Here is a 16,899-nt window from a genome sequence, read left to right as displayed (position 1 = left end):
ATATAGAAAGGAATGATCTATCTATATGACAAGCAAAAACTACGCAATAAAAATTTCTTTAGTATATTTTGCCTTTGGGGTAATATGGATTTTTTTATCTGATACTATTGTTGGATTTTTATCTTTAAACAGAGATAGTACAATTTTGTTTTCTGTTATAAAGGGCTGGATTTTTGTTAGTTTATCGGCTTTTCTTATTTATATTATAGCCAACCGATATATACGTAAATTAGCTTACACTAACCAGGTGCAACAACAAATTTTGCAATCAATTCCAGATTTAATTCTACGTATTGATTGTCATGGTAATTTTCTTGACTATAATAAACCGGCTAATTTTGATTCCTATGTTCCTCCAAATCAATTCCTGGGGAAAAATATTATGGACATTTTTACTCAGGAATTGGCACGGCAAGCCCTTGAGCATATAAAACAGACCATCAGTAGTGGGAATATACAATTTATGGAGTACCAGCTGCCGCAAAACAATCAAGTACATTATTTTGAAGCTCGTTTTGTCAAGAATGATGATTTCGAGGTAATGGCAATAGTAAGAGATATCACTTATAAAAAGCAAATCGAGCAGAGGTTAGAACTTCTTAGTATAAGGGATTCCCTTACTGAAGTTTACAACCGTACTTATTTCGAAGAGCAAATACGCAAGCGCGGCAGGCAAAATGGTAATGTTGGCATTATTGTCTGTGATGTTGATGGTCTTAAATTAATTAATGATATATTAGGGCACTTTTCAGGCGATGAATTACTCAAAGCTGCAGCCAAAATACTGAGTTCCTGTATATCACCTCCAGATATTATCGCCAGAATTGGCGGAGACGAATTTGCAATATTAGTGTCAAATCCCGAGATTCAAAAAATGGACGAGTTATCTAAGGCAATTGAAATAGCTATTGAAAAATATAATGCTACTAACCGCAAGCTTCCGTTAAGTATTTCCAGTGGCTGGGCAATAGGTTTTGAGGATATCAATTCGCTGTTTAAAGAAGCAGATAACAACATGTACCGGGAAAAAATGCATAAGGGTTTAAGTGCACGTAGTGCAATAGTAAATGCAATGTTGCAGGCCCTGGAAGCCAGAGACTATATTGCGGAAGGGCATGCTGAGCGACTGGAAAGCATTGTCGCAAATTTTGCTCAGAAAATACAACTGTCTGACCCAATGCTTGCCGATTTGAAGCTTCTGGCAAAATTCCATGATACAGGGAAAGTAGGTATTCCTGACAATATTCTATTTAAACCAGGCAAACTAACGCCTGATGAAATTTCTGTTATGCGTCGTCACTGTGATATTGGTTTTCGGATAGCGAAGTCAGTGCCTGACTTAGCTCCTATTGCCGATTGGATTTTAAAGCATCAAGAATGGTGGAATGGAAATGGATATCCCCTTAACCTTGCTGGCGAAGAAATTCCATTGGCATGTCGTATACTTGCGTTAGCCGATGCCTTTGATGCCATGACGAATGACCGTCCATACCGCAAAGCACTGAGTTATCAAGAAGCTATTGATGAAATACGCAAAGGTGCGGGAACTCAATTTGATCCTGCTCTTACTGAAACTTTTATTGCCATGCTAACTAATTCGACAAAGATAACCCAGTGAACTCGTTTCAGCATAGCTGAAACATTGGGGATTCAGTTGGAGAGTCTACTCCACCTGAATTAACGCCACCTATAGAGGCGGGAGTCTTGACTCATATCCAAGATAAAGCTTGAACTAAAGTTGCCAAGCCTATCCATAGCGGAAAAGGCTTGGCAATTTAGTTTAAGCAATTTTCAGCTGCCTAAGTGCCAGGTAAGTTAGTCTGGGTATTCTAAGATTTGTTTTAAAACATCCACATTACGAAGCGTGATAGATGTGCTAAAAAAATCAATAATTTCTTCATCGCGCATGCGACCGATTTCTCTGGATAAAGCAGGGCGCGAGACGTACAAGAAATCAGCCAATTCATTGCGGTTTAATGGCAGTGTAAAGGTTTTTTCCCCGCTAGCTTCATATTGTTCCAGAAAATACATGCAGATTTTTTTTCGCAGGTTTTTGAGGGCGATATACTCCAGCTTACGATGTAGGAGACAATTATTTTGCGATACTAACAGTAACATATTTTGTAATACTTGTTCACGACCTAAAAAAGTATTTTTACATTTGCCTGCAATTTTTTCCCGCGGTAAAAACATCACAGTACAGTCTGTTTTCGCAACTACAGACACTGGCCAATCATTCTGCTGGGAAAATACAGCTCTTATTCCGAATGATTCCCCATTTTTAATTTTTTTTATTAGCATGGATTTTCCCGTCACGTTTTCTTTTATGATTGATGCTTTCCCATGAATTAATAAACCCAACCCGGCTATTTTTTCATTTTGTTCGACAATATAGGAATTGGCTGAGCAATGTAGCAATTTCGGGCTAAGATAGGCAAACATAATGGTTAACGTATCAATGGAAATACCGGAGAACATCGGTGATTTTGCAACAATTTTGACTAAGATGTCTTGCAATATTACCACAACCTTTTGCGATGAGTAACCTTGGTTACCGACATAATCTCTATAAGTGAGTATACTATATACCAACAATAACTTACAACAAAAACAAATAATAACAAATATAAACAAAATGTATTTCCTAAAGATGTTTATTTATATCTATTTTATTTTGCAAACGTGTTTTAAAAAGGTTAAATTTATCCTTACGAAATCCTCGCCGAAGCAAGGTGTGGGAGGCGTAACTACCATCTGCTTACAAAACCAACATAACAAGAACAAATAAAAAGGTGGATGCTTAACATTATTATATCATTTTTATTTACTTATGTAGGATAATGTAATAATATAGCTTTAATGGGAAAATCATGTCTATTGGTTGCAACATACAAAGCTAATTGCAAAGCTTTTTGCAGAAAAAGGGGAAAAATATTGAGGAGGGAGGGCCAAATGAAAGAAAACATGCTTAATAACCATTCAGGGCATTATTAAAAAATATCCAGAAACACTGGAGGTATTTAGCAATAACGGCATTGATGAATTTGCTAATGAAGACGTGCTTAACGAACTAGGGGCGATACTTAAAGCTTAACACTGCGCTGTGAGCCAAGAAGAGACTTGTTAAAGCCTGAATACGAGCGCAAAGTTTTGAAAAAATGGAGTTGAACTGAGAAGGGACTGGGGTCTAAGTGTGGGAGAAGCTGTCTTCTATGACTATGGAAGAATTGTTTACTGCCTATCCGTATGCGGCTGATTTTTTTCAAGCCTTACCGTTGCCGGTTAGTAACGGAGGGTGCATTGATCTAATACCGGCCGAACCGGGGGTGACAATTTGTTAAAAGGCGTTTCCTTGCCAGGGGGGACCGCGATAACGCTGTTACTGTTGCTTGTTTTGTTAGTCGCGGTATTTTTCGTGTCTTTTGTTGTTGGCAGTTACCCGATTTCCATTGAAACGGTTTTGGCTATTATCGCAGGGAAATTTATTTCTTTGCCGCACTATTGGACAAACGACATGGAGACTGTTGTATTTAAGATCCGTCTGCCACGAATTATTGCCGCACTATTGGTTGGCGCTGCTTTAGCCACGTCAGGTGCTGCTTACCAGGGGATGTTCAAAAACCCGATGGTATCGCCGGGAATTTTAGGAGTTTCAGCTGGTGCCAGTCTGGGGGCAGCGCTGGCAATATTGCTTTCGTATAGTAATGTCGGTATTCAAATTGGTGCATTTATTGGCGGAATGCTAGCTGTAACGATTACCTACTTCATCAGTGTATGGCTCGGACGGAATGGCGACACCATGCTGGTAATGATTCTTACGGGGATTATTGTCGGGATACTGTTTTCTTCCTTTCTTTCCTTAATTAAATATGCAGCCGATCCTTATACCAAATTGCCGGCGATAACGTATTGGCTGATGGGCAGTTTGGCTTCGATTAACATAAATGATGTGGAAGTGGCCAGTATCCCTATCGTCTTGGGGTTAGTGGCAGTAATGCTAGTCAGATGGAACCTGAATGTAATGTCGTTTGGTGAAGAAGAAGCAAGTGCATTAGGTGTAGACACCGGCAGGGTGAGATTGGTGGTCATCCTGTGTGCCACTATGATGACTGCTTCAGCTGTCGCAATAAGCGGGATGATCGGGCTGGTCGGCTTGATTGTGCCTCATCTGGCGCGACTGCTTGTTGGTCCGGATTATAAAGTGTTGTTACCAGCAGCGATGTTGCTGGGAGCCCTTTTTTTACTGTTAGTGGATAATTTGGCCAGAACGCTGTATGCTGTGGAAATTCCGCTGGGTATTCTTACATCTATGATTGGCGCGCCATTTTTTCTCTATTTATTGATCAACACCAAAAAAAGGGGCTGGGCTTAAGAACAGGCATCATGAGGATAAACTGCTGAAAGGATTGAAACAGTATGATACTAGAGGTAAAAAATGTTTCCTGTGGCTATGGCACTAGGGCAGTAATCAGTGACCTATCACTTACCGTGAGATGTGGTGAGTCGCTATGTATTCTAGGGCCAAACGGTATTGGCAAGACGACACTTTTTAAAGCAATGTTAGGCTTTATTAAGCTGCAGTCCGGACAAATCCTTCTGGATGAAGAGGACATCAGCCGTTGTGAGCGGCGGAATTTAGCCAGGAAGGTGGGCTATGTTCCGCAAGCGCATAATCCTCCTTTTCCCTTTAAGGTCATTGAGGTGGTAACAATGGGAAGAACAGCTCATTTGTCATTTTTCTCATCACCAACCCGGCAGGACAGGGAAATTGCCGAAGAGGCGTTGCAAACCCTTGGAATAGCGCAGTTAAAAGACCGTATCTATACGCAAATAAGCGGTGGGGAACGACAACTTGTGCTGATTGCAAGGGCGTTAGCGCAGCAGCCGGCTTTTTTGATTATGGACGAACCTACGGCCAATCTTGATTTCGGAAATCAAATCAAGGTATTGAATCAAATCAAAAAGCTGGTGCGAAATGAAAACTTGGGGGTAATCATGACAACTCATTTCCCTAATGATGCCTTTTACTGCGCATCGAAGGTGGCAGTAATTGAAAGGGGCAATGCCTTTCGCATTGGGACTGCTGAGGAAGTGATTACTGAAGATTACTTAAAAACCGTTTACGGGGTTGATGTACAAATAATCAGCATCGGGGAAAACCATGACGGTCGAAGAGTTTGTATTCCGGTTGCCGCAGATTGCGGTTGATTGGGCTAGTATACGAAAATAGGTAAGTTGTTTGGCGAAGGGTCTTTGAAGATATGCAAAAGAAAAGATGAAAATGATAATGCAATATGTTGTAGAGGTGAATTATGGATAATCTGCTCGAATGCACAATTAAGGAGATTGTCAGACAATATCCTGAAACTCTGGAAGTATTTATCAACAATGGTTTTGCCCTATTTGCTGAAGAAAAAGTCCTAAATGAACTGGGGTCAATTTTGAAACTGCAATCAGCCTTACGCACCAAAAAAATTGGTATTGAAGCTTTCATGCAGTTGATTAAGGACAAAATTGAGGATACAGCCTACTATAACAGTCTATTTTCTTCCATGGGTGGCAATAAGTCTGGCAGTTTTAACATCCATATTCCCTGCGGCTTGAAGGGGCCATTAGAGCGTAAATTACAGCCGCTGTTACAGGCAATACAAAAAAATGACGAGATTCCGCATAATCAGGATATGGATAGAGCACCAGATCTGGTGCTAACTAAAGGCTATCATTTTTTTAATGAAAATTTCGTTAACAAATTTGTTAACAAGGGTCTTTATGTCGCGGCACCACAGAAAGTGGTAAATAAGCAATTGGCTGACCTTGGGATTGTTGATCAGGAATGGCCTTATAATGTAATCTGCCTTGGAATCTCGGTAATGGTAGTTGATCGAAAACGGCTTGGCGATCTACCGATGCCGAAAACATGGGGAGATTTACTGAAACCGGAGTACGAGCGTAAAGTCATGATAAACAGCCGTGGCGAGTCGTTCAGTGACGCAGTATTACTTAGCATTTATAAGGAGTATGGTGAGGCTGGAATTGCTGCTTTGGGGCGGACGATACATAGCGGTTCGCATTCAGCACAAATGATCAAAGGCCTGGCGAGTAGCAATACGGATTTGCCGCCTATTTATATCATGCCGGATTTTTTTGCACATACCATTAGTTCTACCTCTACTATTGAAATAGTCTGGCCGGAAGACGGCGCTTTGGTAACGCCGCTTTTTTTTATGGTCAAGGCTAACAAAGCCGAGAAGTTCAAAGAGTTGGTCGATTTTTTAACAGGTCCGCAAGTCGGGCAAATCTGCGCTAATGCGTACTTTCCTTCCGTTCACCCGGATGTAAGCAATAGATTACCAATTGACGCTACCTTTAAGTGGCTCGGTTGGGATTATATAAAAGAACATGACATCGAGGCTTTGATTAAAAAATTGAATAACTGGTTTTTGGTAAGCTATCGTGGCGATCAACTGCATAATAAGCCTTCGTCTACGGAGAGGGGGAATTTGGCTATTGGAAAAGCGTAAAGCAAGTGGCAATCCAGTATAAGTAAAATCATGAGCAATAGGGCTTCTTAACACTAATCTTAGATGGGGGAGAAGGAATACCATGATAGGAAAAAAGCTAATATCGACGGTGTGCCTTGCCACGGTGGCTTGTATGCCCTTGGCGGCCTTTGCCGAACCAAGTGATCCCAAAGAAAGTTCTGAATTAAGTCCGGTTGTGGTTTCAGCGAATAAGGTTAAGAAACAGGATGAGAAGCAGGATAATCAAGAAACTGTTTCCAGCCGGCTAACCGTGCCGGAGAGTGCAAAGAGTGGGATGGAGGTTTTTACCAGAAAAGATATTGAAGCCATGCATCCTCGTAATGTGTTCGATATTCTTGAACAGGCAAAAGGTATAGTGGTGACCTATCAGGGGCGAAAACATCCGTATTTTATCAGAGACCGCGGCGGCGATCAAATGGGGATTATTCTTGATGGCGTGTATCTGCCTTGGTCGGCAGTATCCCGTGTGGTAGCGAGTTTGCCGGTCAATATGATCGAGTCAGTGAAAGTAGTAAGGGATTCTACTGTTTTAACAATTGCGCCGATGGGGCCTTTTGGAGCAGATCAGGCCGCATCTGGTCAGGGATTTATAATTATCACTACCAAAAAAGCAACATCACCGGAAACGGAATTAAGCATTGGTTATGGCTCACTAAATACGCAAAAATATCAAGTTTTCTACGGTGATAAGAAGGATAAATTGTCTTATAACATAGGGTATACAAAAGCTAAAACAGATGGAAAAGACAACTGGTACAATTTCTCTGACTCGGATTCAATTTTACTGAAAGGCGGCTATAGTGACAAAGGTTTTTCCAGCAATCTTATGCTATATCACGACAGAACAACCTCACCGTTTCAACGGGGACTAGAGTCAAATGGTAAACTATCTTCGGCTAAATGGGGTTATGACCCGATGGAAACGACGGTAGTCGCCTATGACATGGCCAAACAATGGAACAAGCTAAATACAACTTCTTTTAGCTTTAGCTATACTAAGATTGATTCGGACTTCCACCAAGATACCTTTGGCAAGGCGCCTGTCGCTGCTGTTAAGTATGTGGATTACTGGCGAGAGTACAATCTTTGGCATACCATTGCCGCAGATAAGGATACATTAAAATTCGGCACACAGTATATCAGTTGGCATACGCCGACCGGTACGGTTAATTTCGAGGGGAAAGAACAACAGGAAAGTTTATATGGTTATTATCTGACTGATGAGCACAGAGTCGATGACCGCTGGACTGTAGATGGTGGGATAAGGCTCGATAAGCGTCATATTATATCTGGAACCGGTGAGATCACAAAAAGAATAAATGATCAATGGGCGCAAGATGGGGTGACTTATTCGCTGGGGACTTCGTACAAATTAAACTCTTTATATAAGCTGTCGACCCGTTTGGCGTATTCTCGCCAGCCAGTCAGTGAGTATCTTATCCCAATTAGTGGCGTAACCTTGCATGGTGAGAAACGGTGGAAATACGAAACAGGAATTACGGCAGATTACAATAAAGCGTTCAATGTTGCGCTGACGGCATTTTACTATAACATTGATAACTGTAAAATTGCTGATGGTACTACCGGGAGTGGTGTTAATTTGACTTCAACGTATAAAGAAGCTGATGTTGGTAGACGCGGGATGGAACTTGGAATTAATGGACAACTGTCAGACCAGTGGAAATACGATTTGAGTTATTCTTATATCAATTCCAGCAATGCCGATGACAACAGTCAGTTGTCGACAAATACCTATACCTTGCGGCTGAATTACAAAAACAAAAACATCGCTGCCAATGTAACGGCGTTACATCTTGATCCATTTCTCAGTAATGGAAAAAAGGCAGGTAATTTTAACCGCGTCGATGCCAACATTAGTAAGGAACTGGATAAGAATCGCACGCTCACTTTATATGCGAGAAATATTGGTGACGTGCAGTATGCTACTATTTACAGACCGTCCCTTGGTTATTTCTATGATGTCGGACGGACTTACGGTGTTGAAATGAGCATGAAATTTTAAGGGGGTTATTGCGTCGAGAAGGTTATGTGTATTGTTATCTATTGCTACCATTCTTATTGTACTGACTGCATGTGGGAAAGAGCCGGTTTTACCAAAAGATAACCAACCAACCATTGATGTGATTGATATGAGTGGACGAACAGTAACTATTCCCAGGGAGATAAACAGGATATATGCGGTAGGCATAAATGGCTCTATTATGGTATATACACTGGCTCCGGAGAAGCTGATTGGCTTGGGTGTTTTACCGGCGAGCGGAACAGCAAAATATATTAGTGAGCAATATCATAAAATACCGGTACTGGGAGATGTCGAGGGGAAATCGGTGAATAGTGAAGCTGTTTTGAAAGCGAATCCAGATATTATTATTTCATTGATGATGGCTGATGTAGATAAGGCTATTACTATTACCAATGCAGATAGTTTACAAAAGAAATTAGATAGGCCGGTTGTAGTTATTGACGGCAGACTTACCAATACGGACAAGACATACGAATTCTTGGGCAATATTATGGACAGAAAAGAGCGTGCCAAAGAGTTGGGCGACTATTGTACCAAGGCCCTAAAAGAAATTAAAGACATGGTGGAAAAAATACCAGCAGAAAAACTAGTCCGTGTCTATTATGCCGAAGGGCCTGCCGGTCTGACAACTGATCCTGCAGGCTCTAGGCATACTGAGGTATTGGATTTTGTCAGAGGTATAAACGTGGCACAAGTTCAAACTGGTTTGGATTCAGTTCCGGCAGGTGTTTCTTTGGAACAGGTGATGATCTGGAATCCGGATGTTATTATTACAGGCAAAGGCAAAGGCCATCATAACGGCGATGGATTTTATAGTTATGCTTTAAAAGATGATAATTGGAAAAATATCAAAGCTGTAAAATCTGGACAAGTGTATGAGATTCCAGCTTACCCGTTTAATTGGTTTGACCGGCCGCCTTCAGTCAGCCGGGTTATCGGGATTAAATGGCTGGCAAACCTCCTCTATCCAGACTATGTACCTATGGATATTAAAGCGGAAGTAAAAGAGTTTTATGCTAAATTTTTTGACTATAACTTAAACGATCAAGAAGTGGATGAACTATTACAAAACGCTATGCGAAAGTAGCAGTGTCCCTCCCTCTTATGTTACTAAGCGAAAGTATGCGGGTAACACACTGTCAACAATTCGGGCTAATGACATAACACAATCTGACTCATGAGCCGCATATGATAAAGTAACATAAGATGGAGGTTTTAATTATGAATAAAGAAAAAATCAAAAATGTGATTGATGATGTCGGACGTAAAACTAACTGGGCTATAGATGGCTTCGCTGCTGTCCATAATTTTGAAAAGTGGCAAGTATGGCTAGCGATTGCTATTTTGATTGTATTGATTATGATGATTATTTTGTAAGCGGTATAAAAATAGCGCCCCATGGTGGCGGCGCAAATAGGATTAGCTTAACCAAGTGCCAGGCAGCTATACTGCTTGGCGTTATTTTATCCAGATGGAAAGGTTTAAATAGAGGCGGCTATTTTTTTCTTGGCTTTCTATGTGTGTAGTGCTATAATATATCCATATTATGGAAATTGAGGATGTGATAATATAGTTACTGATATGGAAGAGACGTTAATACAAAAGCTAACGGCACGTATACGAGAACAGCTAGTAGTAAAAGGGATTACTGATTTTGAGATTGCCGACGGTAATTTTTATTTTGCAAATGCTGCTGAAAAGAGTAGAGCAAATGCCATTATCCGTGATTATTTAACTGATTTGCTTGATAATGATGCAGAGCGTTTAATGTAGTTTGCCGCCTGCCCGGTTCGTCCTGGCAGGCGACTTTTTTATCCGATGGGAAAGTATAACTTTCCCTGGATTGAAAGACTAAGGCCATAGTATTATATGCGAATTACAACAATCGAATGGCCGGCATAGTCGGTAGGGTCGGCAGTAATAAGGCCGGCAATGATACGGACGGCAATTAAACGGGATGCAACACTGACGAGGGGATTGTTGTTCATTCCATTCAGTTATTTCGGGATATTCCACAGCCTTCCTTTTTTTGCGGTTCATAATATAACTCCTTTGTGTCAGATACTACATGATATGCAGACAAAGTAGCTTTGGGTTATCTTTACACCAACTAAATAAGTGCTTGATTTGGATGGGCAATGGTATACTGAGAGTAGATAGATTAAGCTGGAAATACTCCACTAATATGGTATAATATTGTGTAGTTACAATCAAAGGAGATGATTTACTATGGCAAATCCTGTAATTTCAAAAGTTAGAGCCCTTCATACATATAGTGGTGAAACTGCTACATATGCGGGGGTAGCGACAAAAAGCCTCGCTTTAGTAGGAATTGTTACGGCTTCGGCGCTAATAACTTGGGCAATGGGTTATGCAACTCCGGTTACGGCGATAGTTACCTCCATTATGGGATTCATTGCGGCTCTCGCCATAACCTTTCGGCCAGCATGGGCTGGATTTTTATCGCCGCTTTACGCTATATTAGAAGGCATGTTTTTAGCCGCTGTATCAGCAATGTTTGCCAAAATGTATAACGGCATTGTTGTCAACGCCGTTATGATAACATTTGGTATTGCAATTAGTTCAGCGCTTATTTACGCAAAAGGGTATGTGAAAGTTAACGAAGGCTTTATGAGGGCCGTCTATATGGCTACGCTCGGTATCGCTATAACGTATTTGCTTGAATTTGTTTTAAGTTTCTTCGGCATTCGCATTCCCCAAATACACCAAGGCGGAGTTGTTGGGATTATATTCAGCCTTGTTGTAATCGGTGTAGCTACCCTGAATTTGTTTATTGATTATGAGAATATCAGCCAAAGTGTACGTCAAGGACTGCCGGCAGAATATGAATGGTTTTGTGCCTTTGGACTCCTTGTTACGCTTATTTGGCTATACATTGAAGTTTTAAATCTTCTTCGTAAATTGAAAGAGGAATAGCCCAAAGCTCCATTTAATAGTAAGCCCCTGGCGTGTGCCAGTTGATATTTCACCGCCTTCCCAATCCGTGGGTCGAGGGTTCGAATCCCTTTGCCCGCTCCAGTAAAATTAAGGCCTTCGGGCCTTTTGTCAGCCCCTGTTGCAAGCAGCGTACAAAGATAACGCAGAGGGGTTTTACGTGTATGCGCCAAACCAGAAGGGAAATGTTCAGTATCAGCTACAGTATATAGGGAGATATATGCGTCGACCGGCAATCGGTCTAAACCGAATAGTCGACTATGACGGGAAAACTGTGACATTCCGATATAAGGATAAAATATCCGGGGAAGAAAAAATGGAAACAGTAACTGTTGAATTCATTGGACGATTGATACAGCATATTCCCGATGAACAATTTAAATTGATTCGGCATTATGGGATTTATAGTAGACGGATAAAAGCGATAAGCAAGAAACTAATAAGCAATTGGCAGAAAAGAGAAAAGTGAGGAAGCAATTCCCTATGAGGTAGTCAGAGACTTTGATGCCATGGATGATGGAGACCCAACAGTACCACCGCAGTTTAGTTGCGAGAAATGTGGTGGGGCCATGTATCCAGAGTATTATAAAGGTATTCACGGATATGAGTATAAGGTTTCGGATGTGAGATAAAGCCCAAAGCCCGCGTTAGCGGGTTTTTTTATTTCTAAATAACTTAGGAGACAAACCAGTTCGTTTCTTGAATAAGTTGCTGAAGTAAGAAGGATCTGAGTAGCCCACGCAAGCCGAAATTTCAGCGACAGAGCAGGCTGTGGTGCAGAGCAGGTCTCTCGCACGTTGCATCCGGTATTCAGTCAGAAATTTATTCGGACTGGTTCCCGTATACTTTTGAAACAAATAGGCAAATTGTTTGCTGCACAGACCATATTGCCTGGCTAATTCCGGTACGGTGAGCGGCTCCATATAGTGATTCTTTATATATTCGACGGCTGATTCCGTCAGCTCGCGGCTGTCGTTATGAAAGCGGCAACTGGCGCAAGTTAAAATTTCATCCAAAATGATGAAAAACAGGGATTTAGCTCTCAGACCCGATAGGTTACCCGCTTTTGCGTAGATATGGTACATCCGGTACAGCGTGTCGTTTATCCGGGAATTATGTCCTGGGCTAAGTTCATAATGCGACAATGCATAGGGAAACGTCCCCTGGGTATTGCCATATACTTGGTAATGTATAACCATAAAATCCCATTTCGATTGTCCCAAAACCTCTTTATCCAATGGCGTATTCGGCCCTCCGTGGAATACTTTACCGGGCTCCATATCATAAGGAACGCCGTCAAAAAACATTCTTGACCGGCCGCGCAGCGGAAAAATCATACCTGAAAATGGTGAAGTAACCGTACCGAAATGTTTTGTTCCAGGTTCGATAACCGCTCGTCTTATGTCGATTACGCTAAAGTGTATTTTGGCAAAATAGCCAGATAGATCGTTCACATCCGCTTCCATTTTATATCCCCTCCTAAGTCACAATTATTCTGTAGCTCATATCGAGTCTGTAAAGACTATTCTGCGTTTATAAATAATTCATGCCAACCATCTTGGGATGAACTCGTAGGAGTTAAGAGCGCTAAATCTTTGGATAAGGTCGGTTAAACTCCTGCTGGGGTAAGCCCTACCTGAAGGTAGTCTTAAAAAAATAATTAATAATAATAATCATTATCATCAATTTCTATTTTACCAATATACCAAAAATTTTCAACTTTATTTATAGCCATATTCGGTAACAATTTGGAAAAAATCAAGAATCATTTGGAAAAATCTATATTTACCCTTACTTTGCAGTTTGTTATACTGATAAAGCAAGTGAATGATAATCATAATCATTATCAAACAAAGGTGGAAAGGGAATAGAATATGAAAAGAAAGTTTTCGTGTCCTGCAAAAAAAAAACTTCTCTGCGCTGTAATTGGCGGCAGCTTGGTTTGGCAAACTCCATTTATTGCCTGCGCCGTCGGGGAAGAAACTCAAACAGCGGCTCCCACAGAGCAAACCGAGAAACAGGATAAGTCAGATGCGACAATGGAAGGGAAATATGAATTTAATTTTGAAGGGATTGAAGTTACGGCTAACCGTGACCGCAAAAAGCAAGAAGATTTGCCTCCCTTCTATGCCGGCGGTCAGATGGCCAGAGGAGCGCGGCTTGGATTACTGGGCAACGTTGACATCATGAACGCTCCCTTCAGCATTACAAGTTATACGGCGCAAACTATCGAAAATCAGCAAGCCCGCACCGTTTCCGAGGTTCTGGCCAATGATGCGTCGGTACGTTATACAACTCCCAACGGTCACATGATCGAAAACTACAGCATTCGCGGTTTTTTCGTTAATTCCTGGGATTTGGCCCTTAACGGTATGTATGGTCTGGCGCCTTTTGGCCATGTACCGACAGAATTTCTTGAACGGGTGGAAGTACTAAAAGGGCCGAGCGCCTTACTCTATGGTATGCCGCCCCAGGGCTCTGTGGGCGGAACGATCAATCTGGTCCCAAAACGCGCTGCGGATGAGCCGCTGACTCGTATCACAACGGATTATACGTCGGACTCGCAGTTCGGCACCCATCTGGATATCGGCCGGCGCTTCGGCCAAAACAACGAGTGGGGCATACGATTCAACGGTGTCTATCAGGATGGAAATACCGGTGTCTCCGGGCAGTCAAAGAAACGCGAACTGGGAGCAGTGGGACTGGACTACCGCGGAGAACGCTGGCGCGCTTCGCTTGATGCCTATGACAGTAAAGAAACTTTCACCGGCGGATCGTCGGCGGATGTCTATTTCAGCAGCGCTGTCACTTCCCTTCCTGCAGCCCCCGATTCTAGCACAAACTTATTTCGCGGTATCTGGGGCGAGATAGAAAACAAGGGCGTGGTGGCTCGCGGCGAGTATGACATTAATGACAATCTAACTGCCTATGCCGGTCTGGGAACATTACGTTACGACTATTCTGGCTATGTTCAATCGACACATGCAAAAAACGTAGATGCACTGGGAAATTATAGCGGCACCACCACCTATAATCGCGGTTATGCCGAGACCGTGTCAGGCGAGGCGGGTTTGCGCAGCTGCTTCCAAACAGGGACAGTCAGCCACCAGGTAGTCTTAAGTGCAACTTCGCTTGATATTGAAAGCGGCTCGGTTAAGAGTGAAAGCTCCAAATATGCTTCCAATATCTATAATCCGGCCACGCCCGTATTAGCAGCTGATCCGGGGCCACCGTCCAAAACAGCGGAGACTACACTGTCCAGTGTGGCGCTGACCGACACATTATCCTTCAATCAGGATAAATACCAACTCACACTGGGGGTACGCAATCAACGGGTGCGTACCAAAAACTTCAGCAGCACCGGCGCAAAAACTTCCAGCTATGACGAAAGCGCCGTCACCCCGGCAATCGCATTTGTCGTCAAACCATGGGCCGCTCCAGTGTCTTTATATGCAAACTATATCGAAGGTCTAAGCCAAGGCAGCACCGTTACCGATACGACTGCCAGCAATTACGGTCACGTCTTTGCCCCCTTCAAGACGAAACAGATTGAGACAGGTGTTAAATGGGATGCAGGCGATTATGCCCATACCCTGAGTTTGTTCCAAATTATCAAACCAAGCGTCATCTTGGACAGCAGCACCAATACTTATAACCAGGACGGAAAGCAGCGCAACCGGGGCATTGAGTGGAGTGTATTGGGAAAAATCAATCAAAATTGGCGCATCCTGGGCGGCGTGACCTTTCTCCGCGGCGTGACAACGCATACTGCCAACGGCACCTATGACGGCAACACAGCTTATGGCACACCAAAATGGCAAAGTAATCTGGGCTTCGAATGGGATACGCCAAATGTTCCCGGCCTGACGCTGTCTGCCCGCGCTGTTTATACAGGCGCGCAATATGCTAATTCCGCCAATACGCTGAAAATGCCAAGCTGGATTCGCTATGACGTCGGCGCCAGATATGTGACCAAAATCCACGGCAAACCGGTCACTTTCCGGCTGGGCATAGAGAACTTGCTTGATAAGAACTATTGGGCCGGTTGCTATACTGACGGCTATCTCACGACAGGCAGCGGCCGGACCTTCAAATTGTCGACTAGCATAGATATTTAAAGAAGTGTACCTGGTTATTGACGCCTTGACAACCAAGACCGGATTGTTTCCACTATCCCGACGGTGGCTGGGAGACAGCCGACACTGATACAATTGCATTACCGGTATCGTTTCTCCTTAACAAGTAGCAGATAGCTCTGCCGGTTAGATGTAAAGAAACGGTTAGTTATCGGATTAAACAAAACGGAGGAAATTACAAAGTACAATGAAAAAGCTTATAGGGACGATTGTATCTCTTTCCCTATTGACGGGCATACTGGCCGGATGTGCCGGGACACTTGCGGACAATAGTGCAACACCCACATCGGAAGCTGCCAGTAAAACAGATGCAGGACAAGCAGCCTGGCCGCGAACAATAAAAGATGCGCTAGGCAAACAAATAACCCTGGAGACAAAGCCTAAACGTGTTGCGATCCTTGATTTCGGTTTTATGGAAACTATGTTTGCGTTGGAGACTCCCCCTATTGCAGCAACATATGCTGAACGGACGTTAAAAGGGTTTGGAACCTTGCAGCCGTACGCTGCGCATGCACAAGTCGAAAATTTGGGAGAAGTCAGGGCGCCCAATCTTGAAAAACTTGTAGAGCTAAAGCCCGACCTTATTTTATATACCGCCGAGCCAGGGCATCTGGATATGAAGCTATACGCGAAAGCTTCTCAGATCGCCCCGGTGGTGACGTTCAACAGCCCCGATTGGAAGAAACAGTTACAGGTTTTTGCTGAATGCCTTGGGAAAGAAAAACAGGCCGAGGCATACATTTCGGCTATCGAAGCGCTGATTGGTGAATCCAGGAAAAAGCTTTCCGGGTATAGCGATAAAACTGTGGCGTTACTATTTGAGAGCGGCAATAAAGGCAACTTTGTCATCATAAGCTCTGCGGAAAATCCTGTGTGGTTCAACAAAGAGAACGGCCTTGGGCTGACGCCTCCGGACGCATATCCTGAGAAAGGGGAAACAATTTCTTTGGAAGGTTTAGCAGCGATGAATCCGGATTATATCTTCTTAATCGGTTCATTTGGATCGGAAGCGAATGGCTACACGCAAAGCTATTTGTCTGAAAACACGCAGGCTTCCTCCGTATGGCAGTCGTTAACTGCCGTAAAAAATGGGCATATTTATTATCTTGACGCGGCGGTGCGGGCCGGCGGCCCTTTGAGTATTGAGCTTGGAATTGCAACCATCGTCAAGAGCATGATCGAGTAACGATTCTCTTGCTTGTTCTAAGGCACGGTTTTCAGC

The 16,899-nt window shown here is 42.8% G+C and carries 16 protein-coding genes; 13 read left to right on the top strand and 3 right to left on the bottom strand.

Annotated features, from left to right (window positions below):
- Positions 1 to 25: 25 nt before the first annotated feature.
- Positions 26 to 1,618, top strand: a complete 1,593-nt coding sequence (locus tag SALPA_RS11875) for an HD domain-containing phosphohydrolase (protein ID WP_145094029.1) — start codon at positions 26 to 28, stop codon at positions 1,616 to 1,618.
- A gap of 197 nt (positions 1,619 to 1,815) precedes the next feature.
- Here the strand turns inward: SALPA_RS11875 and SALPA_RS11870 are convergent, their stop codons facing one another.
- Positions 1,816 to 2,634, bottom strand: coding sequence for a Crp/Fnr family transcriptional regulator (locus SALPA_RS11870; protein ID WP_145094026.1), 819 nt, complete (start codon positions 2,632 to 2,634; stop codon positions 1,816 to 1,818).
- A 578-nt stretch (positions 2,635 to 3,212) separates the two neighbouring features.
- Between SALPA_RS11870 and SALPA_RS31515 the strand changes: the two genes are divergently transcribed.
- The 8 genes from SALPA_RS31515 to SALPA_RS11840 all read left to right on the top strand — a co-directional run bounded on the left by SALPA_RS31515 (position 3,213) and on the right by SALPA_RS11840 (position 10,359).
- Positions 3,213 to 3,341: a hypothetical protein gene (locus SALPA_RS31515; RefSeq protein WP_255451170.1), complete on the top strand. Its 129-nt coding sequence runs from the start codon at positions 3,213 to 3,215 to the stop codon at positions 3,339 to 3,341.
- Complete coding sequence (locus SALPA_RS11865) at positions 3,335 to 4,372, top strand: iron ABC transporter permease (protein WP_255451169.1); 1,038 nt, start codon at positions 3,335 to 3,337, stop codon at positions 4,370 to 4,372. Before SALPA_RS31515 ends, SALPA_RS11865 begins: the two co-directional genes overlap by 7 nt.
- Positions 4,373 to 4,416: 44 nt before the next feature.
- A complete protein-coding gene (locus SALPA_RS11860; protein WP_145094023.1) occupies positions 4,417 to 5,208 on the top strand; it encodes an ABC transporter ATP-binding protein in 792 nt (263 codons plus the stop codon).
- Between the two features lie 104 nt (positions 5,209 to 5,312).
- On the top strand, positions 5,313 to 6,521 hold the full coding sequence (locus tag SALPA_RS11855; protein ID WP_145094020.1) for an ABC transporter substrate-binding protein: 1,209 nt from the start codon (positions 5,313 to 5,315) through the stop codon (positions 6,519 to 6,521).
- 82 nt (positions 6,522 to 6,603) lie between these two features.
- Positions 6,604 to 8,565, top strand: a complete 1,962-nt coding sequence (locus SALPA_RS11850) for a TonB-dependent receptor (RefSeq protein ID WP_145094017.1) — start codon at positions 6,604 to 6,606, stop codon at positions 8,563 to 8,565.
- A gap of 31 nt (positions 8,566 to 8,596) precedes the next feature.
- Positions 8,597 to 9,673 carry an ABC transporter substrate-binding protein gene (locus tag SALPA_RS11845; protein WP_145094014.1) on the top strand — a complete coding sequence of 359 codons (1,077 nt, stop codon included), beginning with the start codon at positions 8,597 to 8,599 and terminating at the stop codon, positions 9,671 to 9,673.
- A gap of 134 nt (positions 9,674 to 9,807) precedes the next feature.
- Complete coding sequence (locus SALPA_RS29025) at positions 9,808 to 9,963, top strand: hypothetical protein (RefSeq protein WP_186451045.1); 156 nt, start codon at positions 9,808 to 9,810, stop codon at positions 9,961 to 9,963.
- Positions 9,964 to 10,167: 204 nt separating this feature from the next.
- Entirely contained in the window at positions 10,168 to 10,359 is a 192-nt protein-coding gene (locus SALPA_RS11840) for a hypothetical protein (protein WP_145094011.1), read from the top strand.
- A 92-nt stretch (positions 10,360 to 10,451) separates the two neighbouring features.
- Here the strand turns inward: SALPA_RS11840 and SALPA_RS31510 are convergent, their stop codons facing one another.
- Positions 10,452 to 10,574, bottom strand: coding sequence for a hypothetical protein (locus SALPA_RS31510; protein WP_255451168.1), 123 nt, complete (start codon positions 10,572 to 10,574; stop codon positions 10,452 to 10,454).
- A 241-nt stretch (positions 10,575 to 10,815) separates the two neighbouring features.
- Between SALPA_RS31510 and SALPA_RS11835 the strand changes: the two genes are divergently transcribed.
- Together SALPA_RS11835 and SALPA_RS11830 are read left to right on the top strand one after the other, a co-directional pair.
- Positions 10,816 to 11,523 (top strand): Bax inhibitor-1/YccA family protein, encoded by a 708-nt coding sequence (locus SALPA_RS11835; RefSeq protein ID WP_145094008.1) that lies wholly within the window; start codon positions 10,816 to 10,818, stop codon positions 11,521 to 11,523.
- A 139-nt stretch (positions 11,524 to 11,662) separates the two neighbouring features.
- Positions 11,663 to 12,010 (top strand): transposase, encoded by a 348-nt coding sequence (locus tag SALPA_RS11830; protein WP_255451167.1) that lies wholly within the window; start codon positions 11,663 to 11,665, stop codon positions 12,008 to 12,010.
- Between the two features lie 178 nt (positions 12,011 to 12,188).
- Here the strand turns inward: SALPA_RS11830 and SALPA_RS11825 are convergent, their stop codons facing one another.
- Positions 12,189 to 13,007 (bottom strand): AraC family transcriptional regulator, encoded by an 819-nt coding sequence (locus SALPA_RS11825; RefSeq protein ID WP_145094005.1) that lies wholly within the window; start codon positions 13,005 to 13,007, stop codon positions 12,189 to 12,191.
- 408 nt (positions 13,008 to 13,415) lie between these two features.
- Here SALPA_RS11825 and SALPA_RS11820 point away from each other — a divergent pair, with 408 nt between their 5' ends.
- Entirely contained in the window at positions 13,416 to 15,659 is a 2,244-nt protein-coding gene (locus tag SALPA_RS11820; RefSeq protein WP_145094002.1) for a TonB-dependent siderophore receptor, read from the top strand.
- 205 nt (positions 15,660 to 15,864) lie between these two features.
- Entirely contained in the window at positions 15,865 to 16,863 is a 999-nt protein-coding gene (locus SALPA_RS11815; RefSeq protein WP_145093999.1) for an ABC transporter substrate-binding protein, read from the top strand.
- Positions 16,864 to 16,899 lie beyond the last annotated feature (36 nt).

The organism is Sporomusa sp. KB1 (assembly GCF_007830295.1).
Lineage (GTDB): Bacteria > Bacillota > Negativicutes > Sporomusales > Sporomusaceae > Sporomusa.
The sequence above is the reverse complement of the archived record's forward strand: the minus strand, read 5'-3'. Positions and strand labels throughout refer to the sequence as shown.